The sequence below is a fragment of the Georgenia sp. SYP-B2076 genome, from assembly GCF_003991205.1.
In the GTDB taxonomy this organism is placed as follows: Bacteria; Actinomycetota; Actinomycetes; order Actinomycetales; family Actinomycetaceae; genus Georgenia.
The window spans coordinates 29819-44852 of the sequence record NZ_RXOZ01000002.1 but is presented as its reverse complement, the minus strand read 5'-3'; the positions used below and the strand labels follow the sequence as shown (position 1 = coordinate 44852).

18 protein-coding genes and 1 pseudogene are annotated in these 15034 nt (G+C 72.7%); 11 read left to right on the top strand and 8 right to left on the bottom strand.

Features of this window, described 5'->3' with window-relative positions; genetic code table 11:
* Window positions 1-170: 170 nt before the first annotated feature.
* From EJK16_RS01125 to EJK16_RS01115, 3 genes are all read right to left on the bottom strand, one after another.
* Window positions 171-668 carry a hypothetical protein gene (locus EJK16_RS01125; RefSeq protein ID WP_127125508.1) on the bottom strand — a complete coding sequence of 166 codons (498 nt, stop codon included), beginning with the start codon at window positions 666-668 and terminating at the stop codon, window positions 171-173.
* A gap of 399 nt (window positions 669-1067) precedes the next feature.
* Window positions 1068-1571 (bottom strand): DUF1918 domain-containing protein, encoded by a 504-nt coding sequence (locus EJK16_RS20560; RefSeq protein WP_127125506.1) that lies wholly within the window; start codon window positions 1569-1571, stop codon window positions 1068-1070.
* Window positions 1572-1713: 142 nt separating this feature from the next.
* A complete protein-coding gene (locus EJK16_RS01115) occupies window positions 1714-2259 on the bottom strand; it encodes a DUF1697 domain-containing protein (RefSeq protein ID WP_127125504.1) in 546 nt (181 codons plus the stop codon).
* 215 nt (window positions 2260-2474) lie between these two features.
* On the opposite strand from EJK16_RS01115, the gene EJK16_RS01110 reads away from it, so the two are divergent.
* Window positions 2475-3212: an SDR family oxidoreductase gene (locus tag EJK16_RS01110; protein ID WP_127125502.1), complete on the top strand. Its 738-nt coding sequence runs from the start codon at window positions 2475-2477 to the stop codon at window positions 3210-3212.
* A gap of 57 nt (window positions 3213-3269) precedes the next feature.
* Here EJK16_RS01110 and EJK16_RS01105 read toward each other — a convergent pair whose 3' ends face one another.
* Complete coding sequence (locus EJK16_RS01105; protein ID WP_127125500.1) at window positions 3270-3977, bottom strand: hypothetical protein; 708 nt, start codon at window positions 3975-3977, stop codon at window positions 3270-3272.
* Window positions 3978-4134: 157 nt separating this feature from the next.
* Here EJK16_RS01105 and EJK16_RS20555 point away from each other — a divergent pair.
* From EJK16_RS20555 to EJK16_RS01095, 3 genes and pseudogenes are all read left to right on the top strand, one after another.
* Window positions 4135-4449 (top strand): annotated as a pseudogene (locus EJK16_RS20555) (sulfurtransferase); the annotation flags it as partial.
* On the top strand, window positions 4422-4979 hold the full coding sequence (locus tag EJK16_RS19745; RefSeq protein ID WP_370275865.1) for a sulfurtransferase: 558 nt from the start codon (window positions 4422-4424) through the stop codon (window positions 4977-4979). The pseudogene EJK16_RS20555 and the gene EJK16_RS19745, both read left to right, overlap by 28 nt.
* Before the next feature lie 56 nt (window positions 4980-5035).
* Complete coding sequence (locus EJK16_RS01095) at window positions 5036-5671, top strand: DUF2461 domain-containing protein (protein WP_127125498.1); 636 nt, start codon at window positions 5036-5038, stop codon at window positions 5669-5671.
* Between the two features lie 117 nt (window positions 5672-5788).
* Here the strand turns inward: EJK16_RS01095 and EJK16_RS01090 are convergent, their stop codons facing one another.
* Entirely contained in the window at window positions 5789-6400 is a 612-nt protein-coding gene (locus EJK16_RS01090) for a class I SAM-dependent methyltransferase (RefSeq protein ID WP_127125496.1), read from the bottom strand.
* Between the two features lie 207 nt (window positions 6401-6607).
* Between EJK16_RS01090 and EJK16_RS01085 the strand changes: the two genes are divergently transcribed.
* A complete protein-coding gene (locus EJK16_RS01085; RefSeq protein WP_127125494.1) occupies window positions 6608-7321 on the top strand; it encodes a DNA alkylation repair protein in 714 nt (237 codons plus the stop codon).
* Window positions 7322-7424: 103 nt separating this feature from the next.
* On the opposite strand, the gene EJK16_RS01080 is transcribed toward EJK16_RS01085, so the two are convergent.
* Genes EJK16_RS01080 through mftR form a run of 3 tightly spaced genes read right to left on the bottom strand, consistent with a single transcriptional unit; the run spans window position 7425 to window position 10320 of the window.
* Window positions 7425-8972 carry a GMC family oxidoreductase gene (locus tag EJK16_RS01080; RefSeq protein WP_127125492.1) on the bottom strand — a complete coding sequence of 516 codons (1548 nt, stop codon included), beginning with the start codon at window positions 8970-8972 and terminating at the stop codon, window positions 7425-7427.
* 8 nt (window positions 8973-8980) lie between these two features.
* Window positions 8981-9673 (bottom strand): mycofactocin biosynthesis peptidyl-dipeptidase MftE, encoded by a 693-nt coding sequence (gene mftE, locus EJK16_RS01075; RefSeq protein WP_127125490.1) that lies wholly within the window; start codon window positions 9671-9673, stop codon window positions 8981-8983.
* Entirely contained in the window at window positions 9670-10320 is a 651-nt protein-coding gene (gene mftR / locus EJK16_RS01070) for a mycofactocin system transcriptional regulator (RefSeq protein WP_127125488.1), read from the bottom strand. Before mftR ends, mftE begins: the two co-directional genes overlap by 4 nt.
* Before the next feature lie 111 nt (window positions 10321-10431).
* Between mftR and mftA the strand changes: the two genes are divergently transcribed.
* The 6 genes from mftA to EJK16_RS01040 all read left to right on the top strand — a co-directional run bounded on the left by mftA (window position 10432) and on the right by EJK16_RS01040 (window position 14898).
* Window positions 10432-10527, top strand: coding sequence for a mycofactocin precursor MftA (gene mftA / locus EJK16_RS01065; RefSeq protein ID WP_127125486.1), 96 nt, complete (start codon window positions 10432-10434; stop codon window positions 10525-10527).
* On the top strand, window positions 10517-10843 hold the full coding sequence (mftB, locus tag EJK16_RS01060) for a mycofactocin biosynthesis chaperone MftB (protein WP_127125484.1): 327 nt from the start codon (window positions 10517-10519) through the stop codon (window positions 10841-10843). The genes mftA and mftB overlap by 11 nt, the downstream gene beginning before the upstream one ends.
* Complete coding sequence (gene mftC, locus EJK16_RS01055; RefSeq protein WP_127125482.1) at window positions 10840-12186, top strand: mycofactocin radical SAM maturase; 1347 nt, start codon at window positions 10840-10842, stop codon at window positions 12184-12186. Before mftB ends, mftC begins: the two co-directional genes overlap by 4 nt.
* Window positions 12187-12264: 78 nt before the next feature.
* The gene (locus EJK16_RS01050) at window positions 12265-13101 is read left to right on the top strand and encodes a mycofactocin-coupled SDR family oxidoreductase (RefSeq protein WP_127125480.1); all 837 of its coding nucleotides are present in this window, start codon (window positions 12265-12267) and stop codon (window positions 13099-13101) included.
* A 62-nt stretch (window positions 13102-13163) separates the two neighbouring features.
* A complete protein-coding gene (locus tag EJK16_RS01045; RefSeq protein ID WP_127125478.1) occupies window positions 13164-14003 on the top strand; it encodes a mycofactocin-coupled SDR family oxidoreductase in 840 nt (279 codons plus the stop codon).
* A 52-nt stretch (window positions 14004-14055) separates the two neighbouring features.
* A complete protein-coding gene (locus EJK16_RS01040; RefSeq protein WP_127125476.1) occupies window positions 14056-14898 on the top strand; it encodes a mycofactocin-coupled SDR family oxidoreductase in 843 nt (280 codons plus the stop codon).
* The last annotated feature ends 136 nt before the right edge of the window (window positions 14899-15034 follow it).

The following is a 15034-nucleotide window of genomic DNA, read 5'->3' as shown; positions in this document are numbered from 1 at the left end:
GACGACGGGTTTCGACCCTATCGGTCCATAAACGCGCCGCACATAAGGCTGCAGCCATCTGCCCCACTTCTGCGAGGCAGGCCCTGTCCGTGGGACGGCGCGCGCGACGGCGGCCGCGGGGCGGCCGCCCCACGAGCGCCGGGGCCGGGCGCCCACGACCGCCGGGGCGGTCAGCTCCGGTGGAGACCGGTGAGCGGCGCGACGCGGTCGGCGAAGGCGTCGACCTTCTCCTCCCACCCGGCCTCCAGCGGCCCCTTGAGCCCGGTCACCTGCACGGTGTCCTCGGCGACCTTTCGCAGGCCCTTCGCGTCGAGCAGCTCGGTCATGATCGGCCGCACGCGGCGCCACCGGGCCATGCTCTCCTCGCTGGGCATCTCGCCGGTCTTCTTGTCCGGCTGGGGCGTGGACGCGGTGGTGAGGAGGGCGTAGGGCGTGCCCGGGGGAAGCTGCACCTTCCGCAGGAACCGCCGCGCGGCGCCGATCGGCCTGCCCATCCGGCCCGGCGAGCTGAATATGTACAGGTCCGCGCGCGGCAGGTGCCTGGGATCGGCGTCACGCACGTGACTGACGTCGACCGTGATGCCTTTGGCGGCCATGGCCTGGGTGAAGTGCTCGGCGACGGCGGCGCCGTTGCCGAACTTCGAGGCGTGGCAGTAGGTGATGCTCATGATCTCGTCCCTTCACGGTCGGGTTGCGCGTGGGTCTCGGCGCGGACCAGGGCCGCGGCGAGAAGGAGGAGCCACAGCATCGTGGCGTAGATGTTCACGCGTTCCAGGGCGCCCAGGCGGGCGTCGGCATCCCACGTCGGCGGACACATAGACCAGGGGCGCGGCGATGCCGCACGCCAGCAGCAGGGTGGGCGTTGTGCGCGACGCCGAGGACCGTACGCGCGGAGGAGCGGTGGCCTCTGCCATCTCCCTCACCTCCGACGAGCGCGGAGCGGTGCCGACGGGCCCACCCGGGGCACCTGCGCTGAACGCGTGCGCTCACCTCCACTGTGGCGCCGGCCTCCGCCAGCGAACAGCGACCAAGGTCCCCGCCCGCCGCACCATCCGTGCCCGGGGCGCTCAGCTCGGCCGGATCGTCACGTCGGCCTCGCCGGTGACGTTCTCGACGTCGTGGCCCGCCCTGGCGAGGAGCTGGTCCGCGAGGTGACGCAGCGCCCGCGCCAGCGCGACCTCGTCGCCGATCCGCGCCACCGCCGGGTCGTGGGCGCCGCGGTGGCTCGCCCCCTGGGCGTCCAGCTCACCGATCGCGTCGCTGATCAGCGCGACCCGCGCGGTGGTGTCATCGCCGGACGGGAAGAGCGAGACCCGGATCTGCCACTCCTGCACGGGCCGGGCCTCGGCCGGCCGGTCAGCTCCGGCCGCAGCGGCCTCCTCGCGGGAGTGCGCGACGCGCAGCTCGGCGTCGGGACCGGGGAAGATCAGCACCTCCCGCCCGTCGCTCCAGCGCACCAGGTACGGCGGCGCCCCGTCCTCGCCGCGCACCTCGATGATCTCGCCGTCGGGCACCGTCTGGCCGACGTGCCCTCCGGCGAGCACGATGTGGTCTCCACGCTGAGCCCGCATGGTCCGCTCCTTCGCGTATCCGTGGTTGCCGTGTGGCTCCACTCTGGCGCGGCGGCGAGCGCGACGGAAGGGGCTTTGGGCCGACGACGCTCGTGCCGCGACGGCACGGCCGGGCCGCGCGGACGCGTGGCGAGTCGCTACCTCAGGTCTCGAGCTTCTTGACGATGCGCTGGACGGTGAGCCAGGTGCGGGTGGTGATGTCCTTGCCGTAGGTCTTGTCCAGCCAGGCCATGAAGTCCGGCGTCCTGCCGAGGACGCTGTTGTCGATGATCGCGAGGAAGACGCGGGCCGCCGGGTCGTACCCGACGATCCGGGTCAGCGGGTCGGGCTGCTCCGGCAGCCGCCCGGGGGCCCTGGCGCCGTCCTTGAGGAAGGTCACGGTCAGGTAGGTGCCGCGGCCGTGCGTGAGTCCGGGGAAAGGATCGGCGTCCAGGAGAGCGCGCAGCTCGGAGTGCTCGCGGACGATCGTGCCGCCGGCGATGCCGAGCTCGCTGGCGAGCGCGCGCTGGATCCGCCGCTCCAGCGCGGGGACGTCGGCCTCGGCGCTGCGAAACACGATGTTGCCGCTGGCCAGCACGGAGGCGACCTGCCCGAACCCGAGCGCCTCGAACACCCCGCGCAGCTTGTCGTTGGTCATGGCTGGGTTGCTCGGAGCGATCCCGCGGAGCAGGGCCGCGTACCTGGTCACGGCGCCGAGCGTAGCCAACCGCGACGTCTGCGTCGCCGGCACGGCGATCGCGCCACAACCGCGCGCAATCGAGGCGCGACACGCCGGGAGTGCCGGCGTTCCAGCGCCACGGCCAAGGGCGATTGTGGCGCGATCCGCACGACGGCACGATGCCGGGGGCGCGAGCGGCGCAGGTCGGGTCCCCGCCAACGGTCAACGCGGGCAGGATGAGCTCCATGGATCTGCTGGATCTCGCGGGCAAGGTCGTCATCGTCACCGGCGCGTCCTCCGGCATCGGCGAGGCGACAGCGCGACTGCTCCACGCCAACGGCGCGCACCCGGTCCTTGCCGCTCGCCGCGGGGATCGGCTCCGGCGGCTGAGCGGCAGCCTCGATGGCGCGCTGGCGCTCGAGACGGACGTCAGCGACCCCGACGCCGTCAGGAGGCTGGTCGACGCCACCCTGGAGCGCTTCGGCACGATCGACGGGCTCGTCAACAACGCCGGGGCTGCTCTGCACGCGCCGCTCGACCAGCTCGATCTCGAGGAGTTCACCCGGGTTCTGACCGTCAACGTGGTCAGCGTCGTGGCGCTGATGCAGGCGGTCCTGCCCGCCATGCGCGAGCAGGGATCGGGCCGGATCGTCAATGTCGGATCCGGGACGACGAGGCGTCCGATCCCCGGGGTCGGCGCCTACGCCGCAACGAAGTCAGCAGTCAACATGCTCACCGCGGTGGCTCGCGAAGAGCTCCGCGGCGACGGCATCCTCGTCTCGCTGGTGACACCGGCGATCACGGCGACCGAGTTCGCCGGGCGGCACCTGGCTCCCGGCCAGGAGGTCGCGCCTGGAGTGGTCGTGCACAGCGCCGACTACGTCGGAAAGGTCATCCTGCGGGCACTGCGCACCGGCGAGGAACGCATCGAGATCCCGCCCGGTCCGGAGCGGGCCGACCTCGCCGAGGTCCCGCCCGCATGACTCCACCGGCTCGGCCGGGAGCACGACGAGGGAGGCAGTGCGCCTCCTGCCCCGACCTCACGCGGTGCCCGCGGCCTCCTCGGGCGGCGGCGCGTCGATGGCGCCGGCGATGCGCTGCTCGAACGCGTCGGTTGTCGCGGTCGGCAGCACCACGAGCCCCTCGAGCTCTCGCGTCGCACGCAGGTAGGCGGACTGCCGCTCGGCGTGGGTGGCCGCCGGGTCGTCCGCGAGCGCGATGAACTTCTTGGCGCGGACCAGCGCCTGCTGCTCGGCCACGGTGAAGTCCGACGTGCGGCGCCGCCGCGCCTCCTGCTCGGCCAGGTCGAACGCGGTCTCGTAGCGGCGCACGGCGTCCCGGTACTCCGCCAGCAGGCCCGGGTCCTTCAGCTCCGCCGCGTCGTCCGGCCGCAGGGCGTCCGCGTCCCGCTTGGCGCGGTGGAAGTCGAGCGTGAGGGGCTCGCGCATGTCGGTCATCAGCGGGTAGTCGATGAGCTTGGCGACGTCGAGCTCGTAGCTCAGCCACCGCTCGCTGACCGCGTGGTGCCGGGCGAGGGTCCGCTCGATCTCGTGCTGCGTGGCCTCGGCCTGCTCGGCGGCGACGGCCCGGGCGCCGTACTTGATCCGGGCGAGCTCGATCTTGTCCTGGCGACGGCGTTCGTCCCACTTGCGCGCGTTGTACGTGAAGGCACGGACGGACCCACCGAGGGCGCCGCCGATCGGGAAGACGAGCCACCAGTAGTTGCCGATGAACTCGAAGGCATTCACGGCCCGAAGTCTAGGTGGCGGCCCTGCCTCCGCTGCGTGACCGGCGCGGGCCGCGTCGTCCAGGAGCCGAGACGTCACCAGAGCCGGGGCCCGGCCCGACGGGGCCGTTCCGTAACGTGGGAGCCATGACTACTCTGCCGCTCCTCGTCGACACCGCCTGGCTCCAGGCTCGCCTGGACGACGCCGACCTGATCGTCGTCGACGCCACCACGTTCTCGCCCAGCCCGAGGGCGACGGCTACTACGACGTCGCGTCCGGCCGCGACGCCTACCGCAAGGGCCACATCCCCGGCGCGGTCTTCGCCGACCTGCTCACCGATCTCGCCGACACCGGCGCCCCGACCACCTTCACCGCGCTCGACTCCGAGACGTTCGCCGAGCGGATCGGCGCCCTTGGCATCGGCGACGGCGCCCGAGTGGTCGTCTACGACCAGGGCGCCAACATGTGGGCGACCCGCCTGTGGTGGAACCTCCGCCTCGAGGGCTTCGACGACGTTGCCGTGCTCGACGGCGGCTTCAGCGCCTGGCGTACCGCCGGCCGCGCCGTGGCCACCGGCGAGGAGAACCTCCCGCCGGCGCGGTTCACCGCCCGCCGCCGCCCCGAGCTGCTCGCCCTGAAGGACGACGTCGTCGCCGCGCTGGGCCGGGACGACTTCAGCTCGTCAACTCCCTCGACCGCGCCACCTTCGAGGGCACCCGCGTCACGTACGCCCGCCCCGGCCGTATCCCCGGCAGCAGCAACGTCTTCGTCGGCGAGCTCCTCTCCCCCGACGGCGGCGCCCGCGACGCCGAGGAGCTCCGCCCGGCGTTCGCGGCGGCCGGCGCGCTGGAGGAGGACACGAAGGTCGTCACCTACTGCGGCAGCGGCATCGCCGCGACCTACCTCGCGTTCAACCTCGCCCGCCTCGGCCGCGACGACGTCGCCGTCTACGACGGGTCGATGACGGAGTGGGCCGCCGACGAGTCGCTGCCGCTGGAGGTGGGCGCGCCGAAGCGGGGCTGAGGACGGACCCCGCCAGAGCGGTCCGGGCGACGCCGTCGCCCGGCATGATGGCGACCATGGCCGACTTCACCGGCTTCCCGCTGTGGGGGCCGCAGTTCTACGCCCAGCTCGAGCGTCACAACACGCGCGAGTTCTGGGACGAGCACAAGGCACAGTGGGAGCGCGACGTGCGCGAGCCGATGCTCGCGCTCGTCGCCGCACTGGAGCCGGAGTTCGGCCCGGCACGCGTGTTCCGGCCGTACCGCGACCTCCGGTTCAGCGCCGACAAGTCGCCGTACAAGACGCACCAGGGCGCCATCTCGGGCCCGGCGCCGGGGTTCGGGTTCTACGTCGGCCTCGACGCCGACGGGCTCCTCGCCGGCGGCGGCTTCCGCACGCACTCGGCGGAGCAGACCGACCGCTTCCGCCGGGCGGTCGACGCCGACGACGACGGCGTCCTGCCGGGCATCGTCGCGACGCTGCAGCAGCAGGGCTTCACGATCGAGGGCGCGTCCCTGAAGACGCAGCCGCGGGGCTACCCGGCCGACCACCCGCGCATCGTCCTCCTGCGCCGCAAGGAGCTCATGGCCATCACGAACGTCGGCACGCCGCCGTGGCTGGCGACACCCGCCGCCCTCGACCACGTGCGGGCGATGTGGGAGCAGATCCGCCCGCTGGCGGACTGGGTGACCAAGAACGTCGGCGCCGACTGACGGCAACCTGCCTGACCGACGCCATCGGCCGATGGTAGTGGCGCGTGCGGCTCACCGGGGCCCGGGTGCCATCGCCGCGCGGGTCGAGGTCGCCCGTGACACCTCCGGCCGTGGTCCTCAGGCCGGACGGCGGGCCACGGCCAGGAACACGGAGTAGGTGACGCCGTCGCGGACGAACTCGGTGCAGTCCCGGACCGAGACGTCGACCAGGCCGGCGTCCGTCAGCTGCCCGGCCAGCTCCACGCGGTCGAAGCCGTGGTGGCCGTCGAAGTCGTGCCCATGGAAGGAGCCGTCCTCCCGGTCCAGGTCGGCGATGCACAGGTAGCCGCCGGGCTCCAGAAGCTCGGCGAAGCCGGCGAGCACCCGCTCCAGCGCACGGATGTGGTGCAGCACGAGCGAGGTGACGATGAGGTCGAACCGCTCGTCCGGTGCCGGCTGGGCCTCCAGGTCCAGGTCCCACACCCGCGCGCCGGGCAGCACGCCGGCGGCGACCTTGTCCCGGATGACGCCGCGCATCCCCGAGGAGCTGTCCGCCAGGGTCGCCGGGCCGATCTGCCCGACGAGCGCCTGCGTCACCAGCCCGGTCCCGGCGCCGTAGTCGAGCACACGCGTGCCCTGGCTCAGCGGCACCGTCGTCGCCACCGACCGCGCGACCTCCTGCGCCCGGACCACCTTCTGCTCGTCACGGTCCCAGTCCGCCGCCGTCGCGTCGAAGTGCTCGGTTCCCATCGCGCCACCTTGCCAGGAGTCCCGCACCTGAGAGAAGCCGCCGAGATGACGCGCGCTGACCGGCCGCGCGCGGTCAGCCCGTGTGCCGTCCCGCTACCGTGGTCGCGGACGAGAGGCGCGCCCTCACGTCAGAGGTTCCGTGGCGTGCGGAGCCGCGACCGACCGATGGTCTCGCCCCGTCCGGGACGGAGCAGGAAGGGCCCGAGAGTGCCGACGCACGAACCCCTCGTCGTCGCGGTCCGCCGCGTGCTCGGCGACGCCGCCGACCCCGCCCGCGCGGCCGGCCAGCAACGGTACATGCGCTCGGAGATGCCGTTCCGTGGGCTGCGTTCCCCCGAGCTCCGGGCCGTGCTGCGGCCCCTCCTCACCGATCCCGCGCACGCCCTTGGCGACGCCGGAGCCTGGGAGGCCACCGTCCGCGCCCTCTGGGACGGGGCCGGGTACCGCGAGGAGCGCTACGCCGCGATCGCCCTCGCCCGGCACCGCGCCTACGCGGTCTGGGCCACCGACCCGGCGGCGCTGCCGCTCTACCGGCACCTGCTCGTCTCGGGCGCGTGGTGGGACTACGTCGACGACGTCGCCGTCCACCTCGTCGGACCGGTGCTGCGGGCCCACCCGGAGGAGGCCGAGCTCATGCGCTCGTGGGCGCGCCATGAGGACATGTGGGTCCGGCGGGCCGCGGTCCTCTGCCAGCTCGGCGCCCGCGGGCGCACCGACACGGGTCTGCTCGTCGACGTCGTGGAGGCGAACGTTCTCGGCAGCGCGTTCGGGCGCGAGTTCTTCATCCGCAAGGCGATCGGGTGGGCGCTGCGCGACTACGCCCGCACCGACATGCCCTGGGTGCTCGCCCACGTCGACGCCCTCGGCGACCGGTTGTCGCCGCTGTCGCGCCGCGAGGCGCTCAAGCACCTGCCTGCCTGACGACGGGCGGAGCCGCCTCCCGGGCGACCGCGGGGGCCCGGACAACCTGCGCGCGCCATCGCGCCGGAACGACGCCTGCCGCCACGATGGTCGAGCGTCGCGCCTACTCGCCGTCCTCGAGCACCATCTCGGCGGCCATGTGGCCCAACGCCATGGTGGGCGCGGCGGTGCCGCCGGAGGGTTGCGTCGGGAACACGGACGTGTCTGCCACCCGAAGCGCTCGCACGCCGCGCACCCGCAGCCGCGTGTCCACCACCGACTCCGCCGAGCGACCGACGGCGCAGGACCCGACGGCATGGAAGATCCCGGCCCCGGCATCGAGCGCGTGCCGCACGGCGTCCTCCCGGCTCCGCACCCACGGGCCGGGCACCTCCTCGCCGAGGACGAGGTCGGCCAGCGGGGGCGAGGCGAGCACCTCGCGCATGCGTTCCAGGACCGCCCCCGTCAGGCGCCGATCGTCCGCGGTGGCGAGCGACGCGGCGTCGATGCGCGGCGGGTCGCCCGGGAGGGGGCCGCTGACGTGGATGGAGCCCGCGGTGCTCGGCCGCAGGGGATAACCCTGCAGCATCATGCCCGCGTGGTCGCCCACACGCAGCCCGCTGTCGTCGGTGGCGAGCATCGTGGCGAGGAGCTGGAGATCCGGCACCTGCCCCGTGCTCGCGGCGAGCGCGGCCACCTCGTACGGCCCGGTGGCGATCGGCCCACCCCGGGTGAGGAGATAGCGCACCGCCTGCGCGGCCACCTTCGTCCGGCTGTCCAGCAGCGGGCCCGTCCCCGTTCCCGGGCGCAGCCGCGCCTTGACGATGACCGAGCGTTGCTCGACCAGGCCTTCGCCCACGGCCGGGGACTCGACCAGCGGCTCGATCCCCGCCCGGCGCAGCACGGCGGGGTCACCGATGCCGGATCGCTCGAGCAGCAGCGGCGTCTCGAGCGCTCCCCCGCACACCACGACCTCCCGCCTGGCGCGGTGGAGCACCGCCCGGCCGTCGTCGGCGACCACGACGCCGGCCGCCCGCTTGCCCTCGAGGTGCACCCGGACGGCGGGAGAACCCGTCACGACGCGGAGGGTGGCGCGCCGTCGCGCGTGCGACAGGAACGCCGTGGCGGTCACCCGTCGTCCGCGCCGGATCGTCGTCGGGGTGGCGCCGGAGCGCTGCCCGGAGGAGCCGTTCAGGTCGGCGACGCTCGGCATCCCGGCGGTGGCGAAGGCGCGCAGCACGGCCGTCGCGACGCCGTCCTCCATCGGTGTCGGGCTCACCGGAAGACGCCGTTCGACGGCGTGGAAGGCCCGCGCCCACGCCGGCCACGCCCACCGATGGCCGAGCTCGGCAGCGAGCTCGTCGTAGTGCTCCCGCTCGCCGCGCAGGTACATGGACCCGTTGATCGCCGTCGAGCCGCCCAGGGCGCGCCCCCGGATCCAGCTCTGCGCCTGCCCGTTGGCGAGGGGCTCCGTGACGTACCGATAGGTGAGCCGGGGGGACCGCATCGTGACGATGAAGGCCTTGGGCACGGCGAGGAGCGGGTGCCCCGACCTCCCCGCCTCGAGGAGGAGGACCGTCCGCGTCCCGTCCTCGCTCAGCCGCTGGGCCAGGGCGCAACCCGCCGCGCCGGCTCCGACGACGATGTAGTCGGCCGTGATCCCCTCACGCACAGGCTCTCCTAGCGGGCATCGTCGGTCCCTCCGGAGGCGCGGTCGTGGGCGGCGAGCGCACGCTCGACGAGCTCGCCGAAGAGCTGGGCGCCCTCCTGCGCGGTCGCCCCCCGCGGGTCGCCGAGCACCCCGGTGGGGCTGACGGCGCGCACGCCCTCGGCGTGCAACCGCGGCAGGAGCTGGCGGAGGGGTTGCGTCACTCCCGCGCTGATGCGGTCCGGCCGCACCAGGTCCGGTTCGAGGTGCAGCATGAGGGCCGTCTCGGACCGCCCGGCGTGGCCGTCCATGCCCGGCAGGCCCACGTGATGGATGCCGAGGTGCCGCCCCTCGTACGTGCACAGCTCGCGCGCCCGGGCCAGCGCCCGCGCGTTCCCGCCGTGCGCGTTGATGACCAGCACCGCCCGCCAGACCGGGGAGACGTGCCGGACCAGCTCGACGACGACGTCGTGCAGGGCCCGCTCGCCGACCGACATCGTGCCGGGGAAGTCCGCGTGCTCGCCGCTGGCGCCGTACACGATCGGCGGCGCCAGCCCGGCTTCTGGCCGCTCGGCGGCGAGAGCGGCGGACACCCGCTCGGCGATGAGTGCGTCGGTGCTCAGCGGCAGGTGCGGGCCGTGCTGCTCGATCGACCCGACCGGCAGCACGAGGACGCCGCGGCCGCCCTCCTCGACCTCCGGCCAGGTGAGGTCGGCGAGCCTCACTCGCGGTCCTCGTGGACGGACACGGAGGAGGCAGTGGGACCCATGAGCTCCAGCATCCGGAACGCCTCGTCCATGAGGGCGGACAGGTGGGCGCCCTCGTCGACGAACCACCGCCGGTAGGCGGCCACCGACGCTCCCAGGGCGCACTCCCCCACCACCTGTGGGAACAGGTCCGTCGGTTCCTGACCGAGCCGCCCACCGGCGAACTCGGCGATCACCTGCCGCCAGCCCGCGAACTTGACCATGGAGCGGGCGATGAGATCCGGTTCGCCGAGGATGAGCCGGAGCCGGGCGCGGTGGTGCTCCGTCTCCTCCGGGGGCACGCGGTTGAAGTCGACGACGGCGTGCCGCAGGGCCGTCATCATCGGCACGGTCGCCGGCACGGCCTCGAGGGACGCGCGCAGTCGCTCGATCTCGCGCTCGAAGTCGCCCCAGACGACGTCGGCCTTGGTCGGGAAGTACCGGAAGAAGGTCCGACGGGAGATGCCGGCGCTGCCGGCGATCTCCTCGACGCTCGTCTTGGCGTAGCCGAACCGCGTGAACATCTCGATGCCGAGGCGCTCGAGGTCGTGGTGCGTCGTCGACGGCGGACGGCCGTGCCGAGGCCCGCTGTCCCCGTCGTCGTCCGCGGGTGGCATGAACGGCATGCGCCCATCTCACCAGAAGTCATTGCATTTGGCACCGGGTGCCATATAACGTGCGTCGCACCTCGTGATCGGCACCGGCGCCGAGCGACTTGCAGTCCAAGGGAGGACAGCATGAGCAACCCCATCGAGAACCAGGACACGGAGACGGTCCAGGCCGAGGACCTCCTCGAGGACGTCTCGATCGACGGTATGTGCGGTGTCTACTGACGCGGGCACCGATGGCAGCCCGGCGGGCGTCGCGTTCGACCCCCGGGCGAGGTGGCGGCTGGATCCCTCGGTCGCCGTCCGGCCGGAGCCGTTCGGCGCGCTCCTCTACCACTTCGGCACACGGCGGCTGACCTTCCTCAAGGACCGGCGACTCCTCACCGTCGTCACCACGCTCGACTCGTATGGCTCCGCCCGCGAGGCCTGTGCGGCCGCGGGGATCGAACCGGCCGAGCAGCCGGGGTTCGACGCCGCACTGCAGCGGCTCGTCGACGTCGACATGCTCGCCCCTGCCGAGACCGAGGTGCTCGCTCGATGACCATCGCCCCCGCCCATCCCGGCGCGCCGCCCCGGCCCAGCCTGATCGACCACTTCGAGAAGGGGCTGGACTCCCCCATCTGCCTGACCTGGGAGCTGACGTACGCCTGCAACCTCTCGTGCACGCACTGCCTCTCGGCGTCCGGCCGGCGCGACCCGAACGAGCTGAGCACCGAGGAGTGCAAGGCGATCGTCGACGAGCTGCAGCGCATGCAGGTCTTCTACGTCAACATCGGCGGCGGCGAGCCCACGGTCCGGCCCGACTTCTGGGAGATCGTCGAGTACGCCACCGCCCACGACGTGGGGGTCAAGTTCTCCACGAACGGAGTGCGGATCACCCCCGAGGCCGCCCGGCGCATCGCCGACAACGGCTACATCGACGTGCAGATCTCCCTCGACGGCGCCACGGCCGAGGTCAACGACGCCGTCCGCGGCCGGGGTTCCTTCGACCTCGCCGTCCGGGCGATGGAGAACCTGCGCGAGGCCGGGGTCGAGGGCTTCAAGATCTCCGTGGTCATGACCCGGCACAACGTCCCCCAGCTCGACCGGTTCAAAGCCCTCGCCGACGAGTACGGCGCCACGCTGCGGATCACCCGGCTGCGCCCGTCGGGCCGCGGCGCGGACGTGTGGGACGACCTCCACCCCCGCCCCAGGCAGCAACGCGAGCTCTACGAGTGGCTGGTCGCGCACGGCGAGGGTGTCCTCACCGGCGACTCGTTCTTCCACCTCTCCGCCTACGGCGAGGCCCTCCCCGGCCTGAACCTGTGCGGCGCCGGGCGGGTGGTCTGCCTCATCGACCCGGTCGGCGACGTCTACGCCTGCCCGTTCGCCATCCACGACGAGTTCAAGGCCGGCAACATCACCACCGACGGCGGCTTCCAGAACGTCTGGCGCGACGCGGAGCTCTTCGCCGAGCTGCGCACCCCCCAGAAGGGCGGCGCCTGCGCGAGCTGCCACTTCTTCGACTCCTGCCGCGGCGGGTGCATGGCCGCGAAGTTCTTCACCGGCCTGCCCCTCGACGGGCCGGACCCGGAGTGCGTGCGGGGCTTCGGGGAGCAGCTCCTGGGCGCCCGGGACGACTCCGATCGGCCGCCCAGGCCCACCGGCGACCACAGCCACCTCACCTCGCCCCCGCGCCCCAGGGCGACGAGCCGCCCGGTACCGGTGACGATCGGGCGCGCCAACCCCGGCCGTCCGCCGGTCAGCGCGTGCGAGGAGAACCCGCTGGCGGGTTTCGTCCCAGACCGGCCGCCCGTGGGCGCGCCCACGGCCGACCCGGCGGCCGGGACGAGCACCGGCCAGTCCGGCGGCGGCTGCGCCTGCGGCGCCGGCGGTTGCGGCTGACCCGCCGCCCTCTTGAATGTCCGCCTGGGCAACGAGGCACAGGCGGCTGGCACATCCGAGTCAAGGAGGACGAGGACCATGGCAGGACGACTCGAGGGCAAGGTTGCCTTCATCACCGGCGGAGCCCGGGGCCAGGGGCGCAGCCACTGCATCCGGCTGGCCGAGGAGGGCGCCGACATCATCACCGTCGACGTCTGCGAGGACGTCGACTACGTCCCCTACCCGGGGCCGACGGAGGAGGACCTCGCGGAGACCGTCAAGCAGGTCGAGGCGCTGGACCGGCGGATCGTGGCGACCAAGGCCGACGTCCGCGACTACGCCGCCCTCAGGGCGGCGGTGGACGACGGCGTCGCGCAGCTCGGCCGGCTCGACATCGTCAGCGCGAACGCGGGGATCTCCGGCCAGATGGCCCCGGCCCACGAGCTGGACGAGGACGCCTGGTCGACGATGATCGACATCAACCTCACGGGCGTGTGGCTGACGTGCAAGGCGTCGATCCCGCACATCAAGGCCGGCGGACGGGGCGGGTCGATCGTCATCACGAGCTCGGCCGCGGGTCTCCAGGCCTACGGCAACATCGCCCATTACGTCGCCGCCAAGCACGGCGTGGTCGGCCTCATGCGCACGCTGGCGCTGGAGCTCGCACCGGACAGCATCCGGGTCAACAGCATCCACCCGACGCAGGTGGACACCCCGATGATCATGAACGAGGCGACGTTCAGGCTGTTCGACCCCGAGGCGGTCAACCCGTCGCGGGAGACCTTCGCGCCCGTCTCCCAGTCGATGAACGCCCTGCCGATCCCCTGGGTGGACTCGGTCGACATCTCCAACGCGATCGTCTTCCTGGCGTCGGACGAAGGTCGCTACCTCACGGGCGTGACGCTGCCCGTCGACGCCGGCGCCACGATCAAGTAGCCCGTCCCGCGCTTCCCGCACGTAGTTCCATCCACGCTTCCCACGACGACGAGGAGAAGACCATGGCAGGACGACTCGAGGGCAAGGTCGCGTTCATCACCGGCGGCGCGAGGGGGCAGGGCCGCAGCCACGCGGTCCGCCTGGCCCAGGAGGGCGCCGACATCATCACCGTCGACATCTGCGAGGACATCCCGCACATCCCGTACGCGGGTGCGACGCAGGAGGACCTGGCGGAGACCGTCAAGCAGGTCGAGGCGCTCGACCGGCGGATCATCGCCACGAGGGCCGACGTGCGCGACCACGCCGCCCTCAGGGCCGCCGTGGACGACGGCGTCGCCCAGCTCGGCGGGCGGCTCGACATCGTCTCGGCCAACGCCGGGATCTCCGGCCCCATGGCCAAGGCCCACGAGCTGGACGAGGACGACTGGCGCCAGATGATCGACATCAACCTCACGGGCGTGTGGCTGACGTGCAAGGCGGCGATCCCGCACATGATCGCGGCCGGCAACGGCGGCTCGATCGTCATCACGAGCTCGCTGGCGGGGCTGCAGGCGAACGAGAACATCGCCCACTACGTCGCCGCCAAGCACGGCGTGGTCGGTCTCATGCGGACGATGGCCCTCGAGCTCGCACCACACTCGATCCGCGTCAACTCGGTTCACCCGACGACGGTCGACACCCCGATGATCATGAACGACGCCACGGTGCGCCTCTTCCGGCCCGACCTGGAGAACCCCACCGTCGACGACTTCGCCGAGGCGTCCCGCACCATGAACGCCCTGCCGGTGCCCTGGGTCGAGGCCATCGACATCTCCAACGCCGTGCTGTTCCTGGCCTCGGACGAGGCCCGGTACATCACCGGCATGACCCTGCCCATCGACGCGGGCGCGGGCACGAAGTGACGACCTCGACGGCGCAGGCCGGCGCGACGACGCACAGAGGGGACGTGTAGCCATGACAGGACGCCTCGAGGGCAAGGTCGCCCTCATCACCGGGGCCGCGCGGGGCCAGGGCCGCAGCCACGCGGTCCGCCTCGCCCAGGAGGGCGCGGACATCATCGCCGTCGACCTGTGCGCGCCGGTCGCCAGCGTCGAGCCGTTCTACGAGCCGGCCACCGAGGCGGACCTCGCCGAGACCGTGCGTCAGGTGGAGGCGCTGGACCGGCGCATCTACGCACGGACGGCGGACGTCCGGGACCTCGAGGCGCTGCGCGCGGTGGTCGACGCGGGAGCGGCCGAGCTCGGCGGGGTCAACATCGTGGTGGCCAACGCGGGCATCTTCACCTTCGGCGACGAGACCCACAAGATCGCCGAACAGTCCTGGCAGGACATCCAGGACGTCAACACCACGGGCGTCTGGCACACCTACGCGGCCGCCGCCGAGCACCTCCTGGCCGCCGGGCCCGGCGGGTCGGTCATCATCATCTCCTCGCTCGCCGGCTTCAAGGGGCTGGCGAACGTCGCCGCCTACACCACGGCCAAGCACGCGATCGTCGGCCTCATGAAGGTGCTCGCCAACGAGCTGGGACAGCACGGCATCCGCGTCAACACCATCCACCCCAATTCGATCGACACCCCGATGGTCAAGAACCGAGCCACCTACCGGCTCTTCCGCCCGGACCTGGAGAACCCGCAGGCCGACGACGCCGAGGCGGCCTTCGCCGGGCTCAACCCGATGGGCAAGGCCTGGATCGAGCCGGTGCACGTCTCCAACGCCGTGGCCTGGCTGGCCTCCGACGAGTCCTACTACGTCTCCGGCGGCCAGATCCCGGTGGACGGCGCCGCCGCCGTCCACTGAGCACCACCGCACCACCGCACCACCGCACCACCGCCCATATCACTTCACCACGAAGTCGCTCCACCACGTAGTTGCTCCGCACACGACATCGCCCCACCACGTAGTTGCTCCGCACACGACATCGCCCCACCACGTA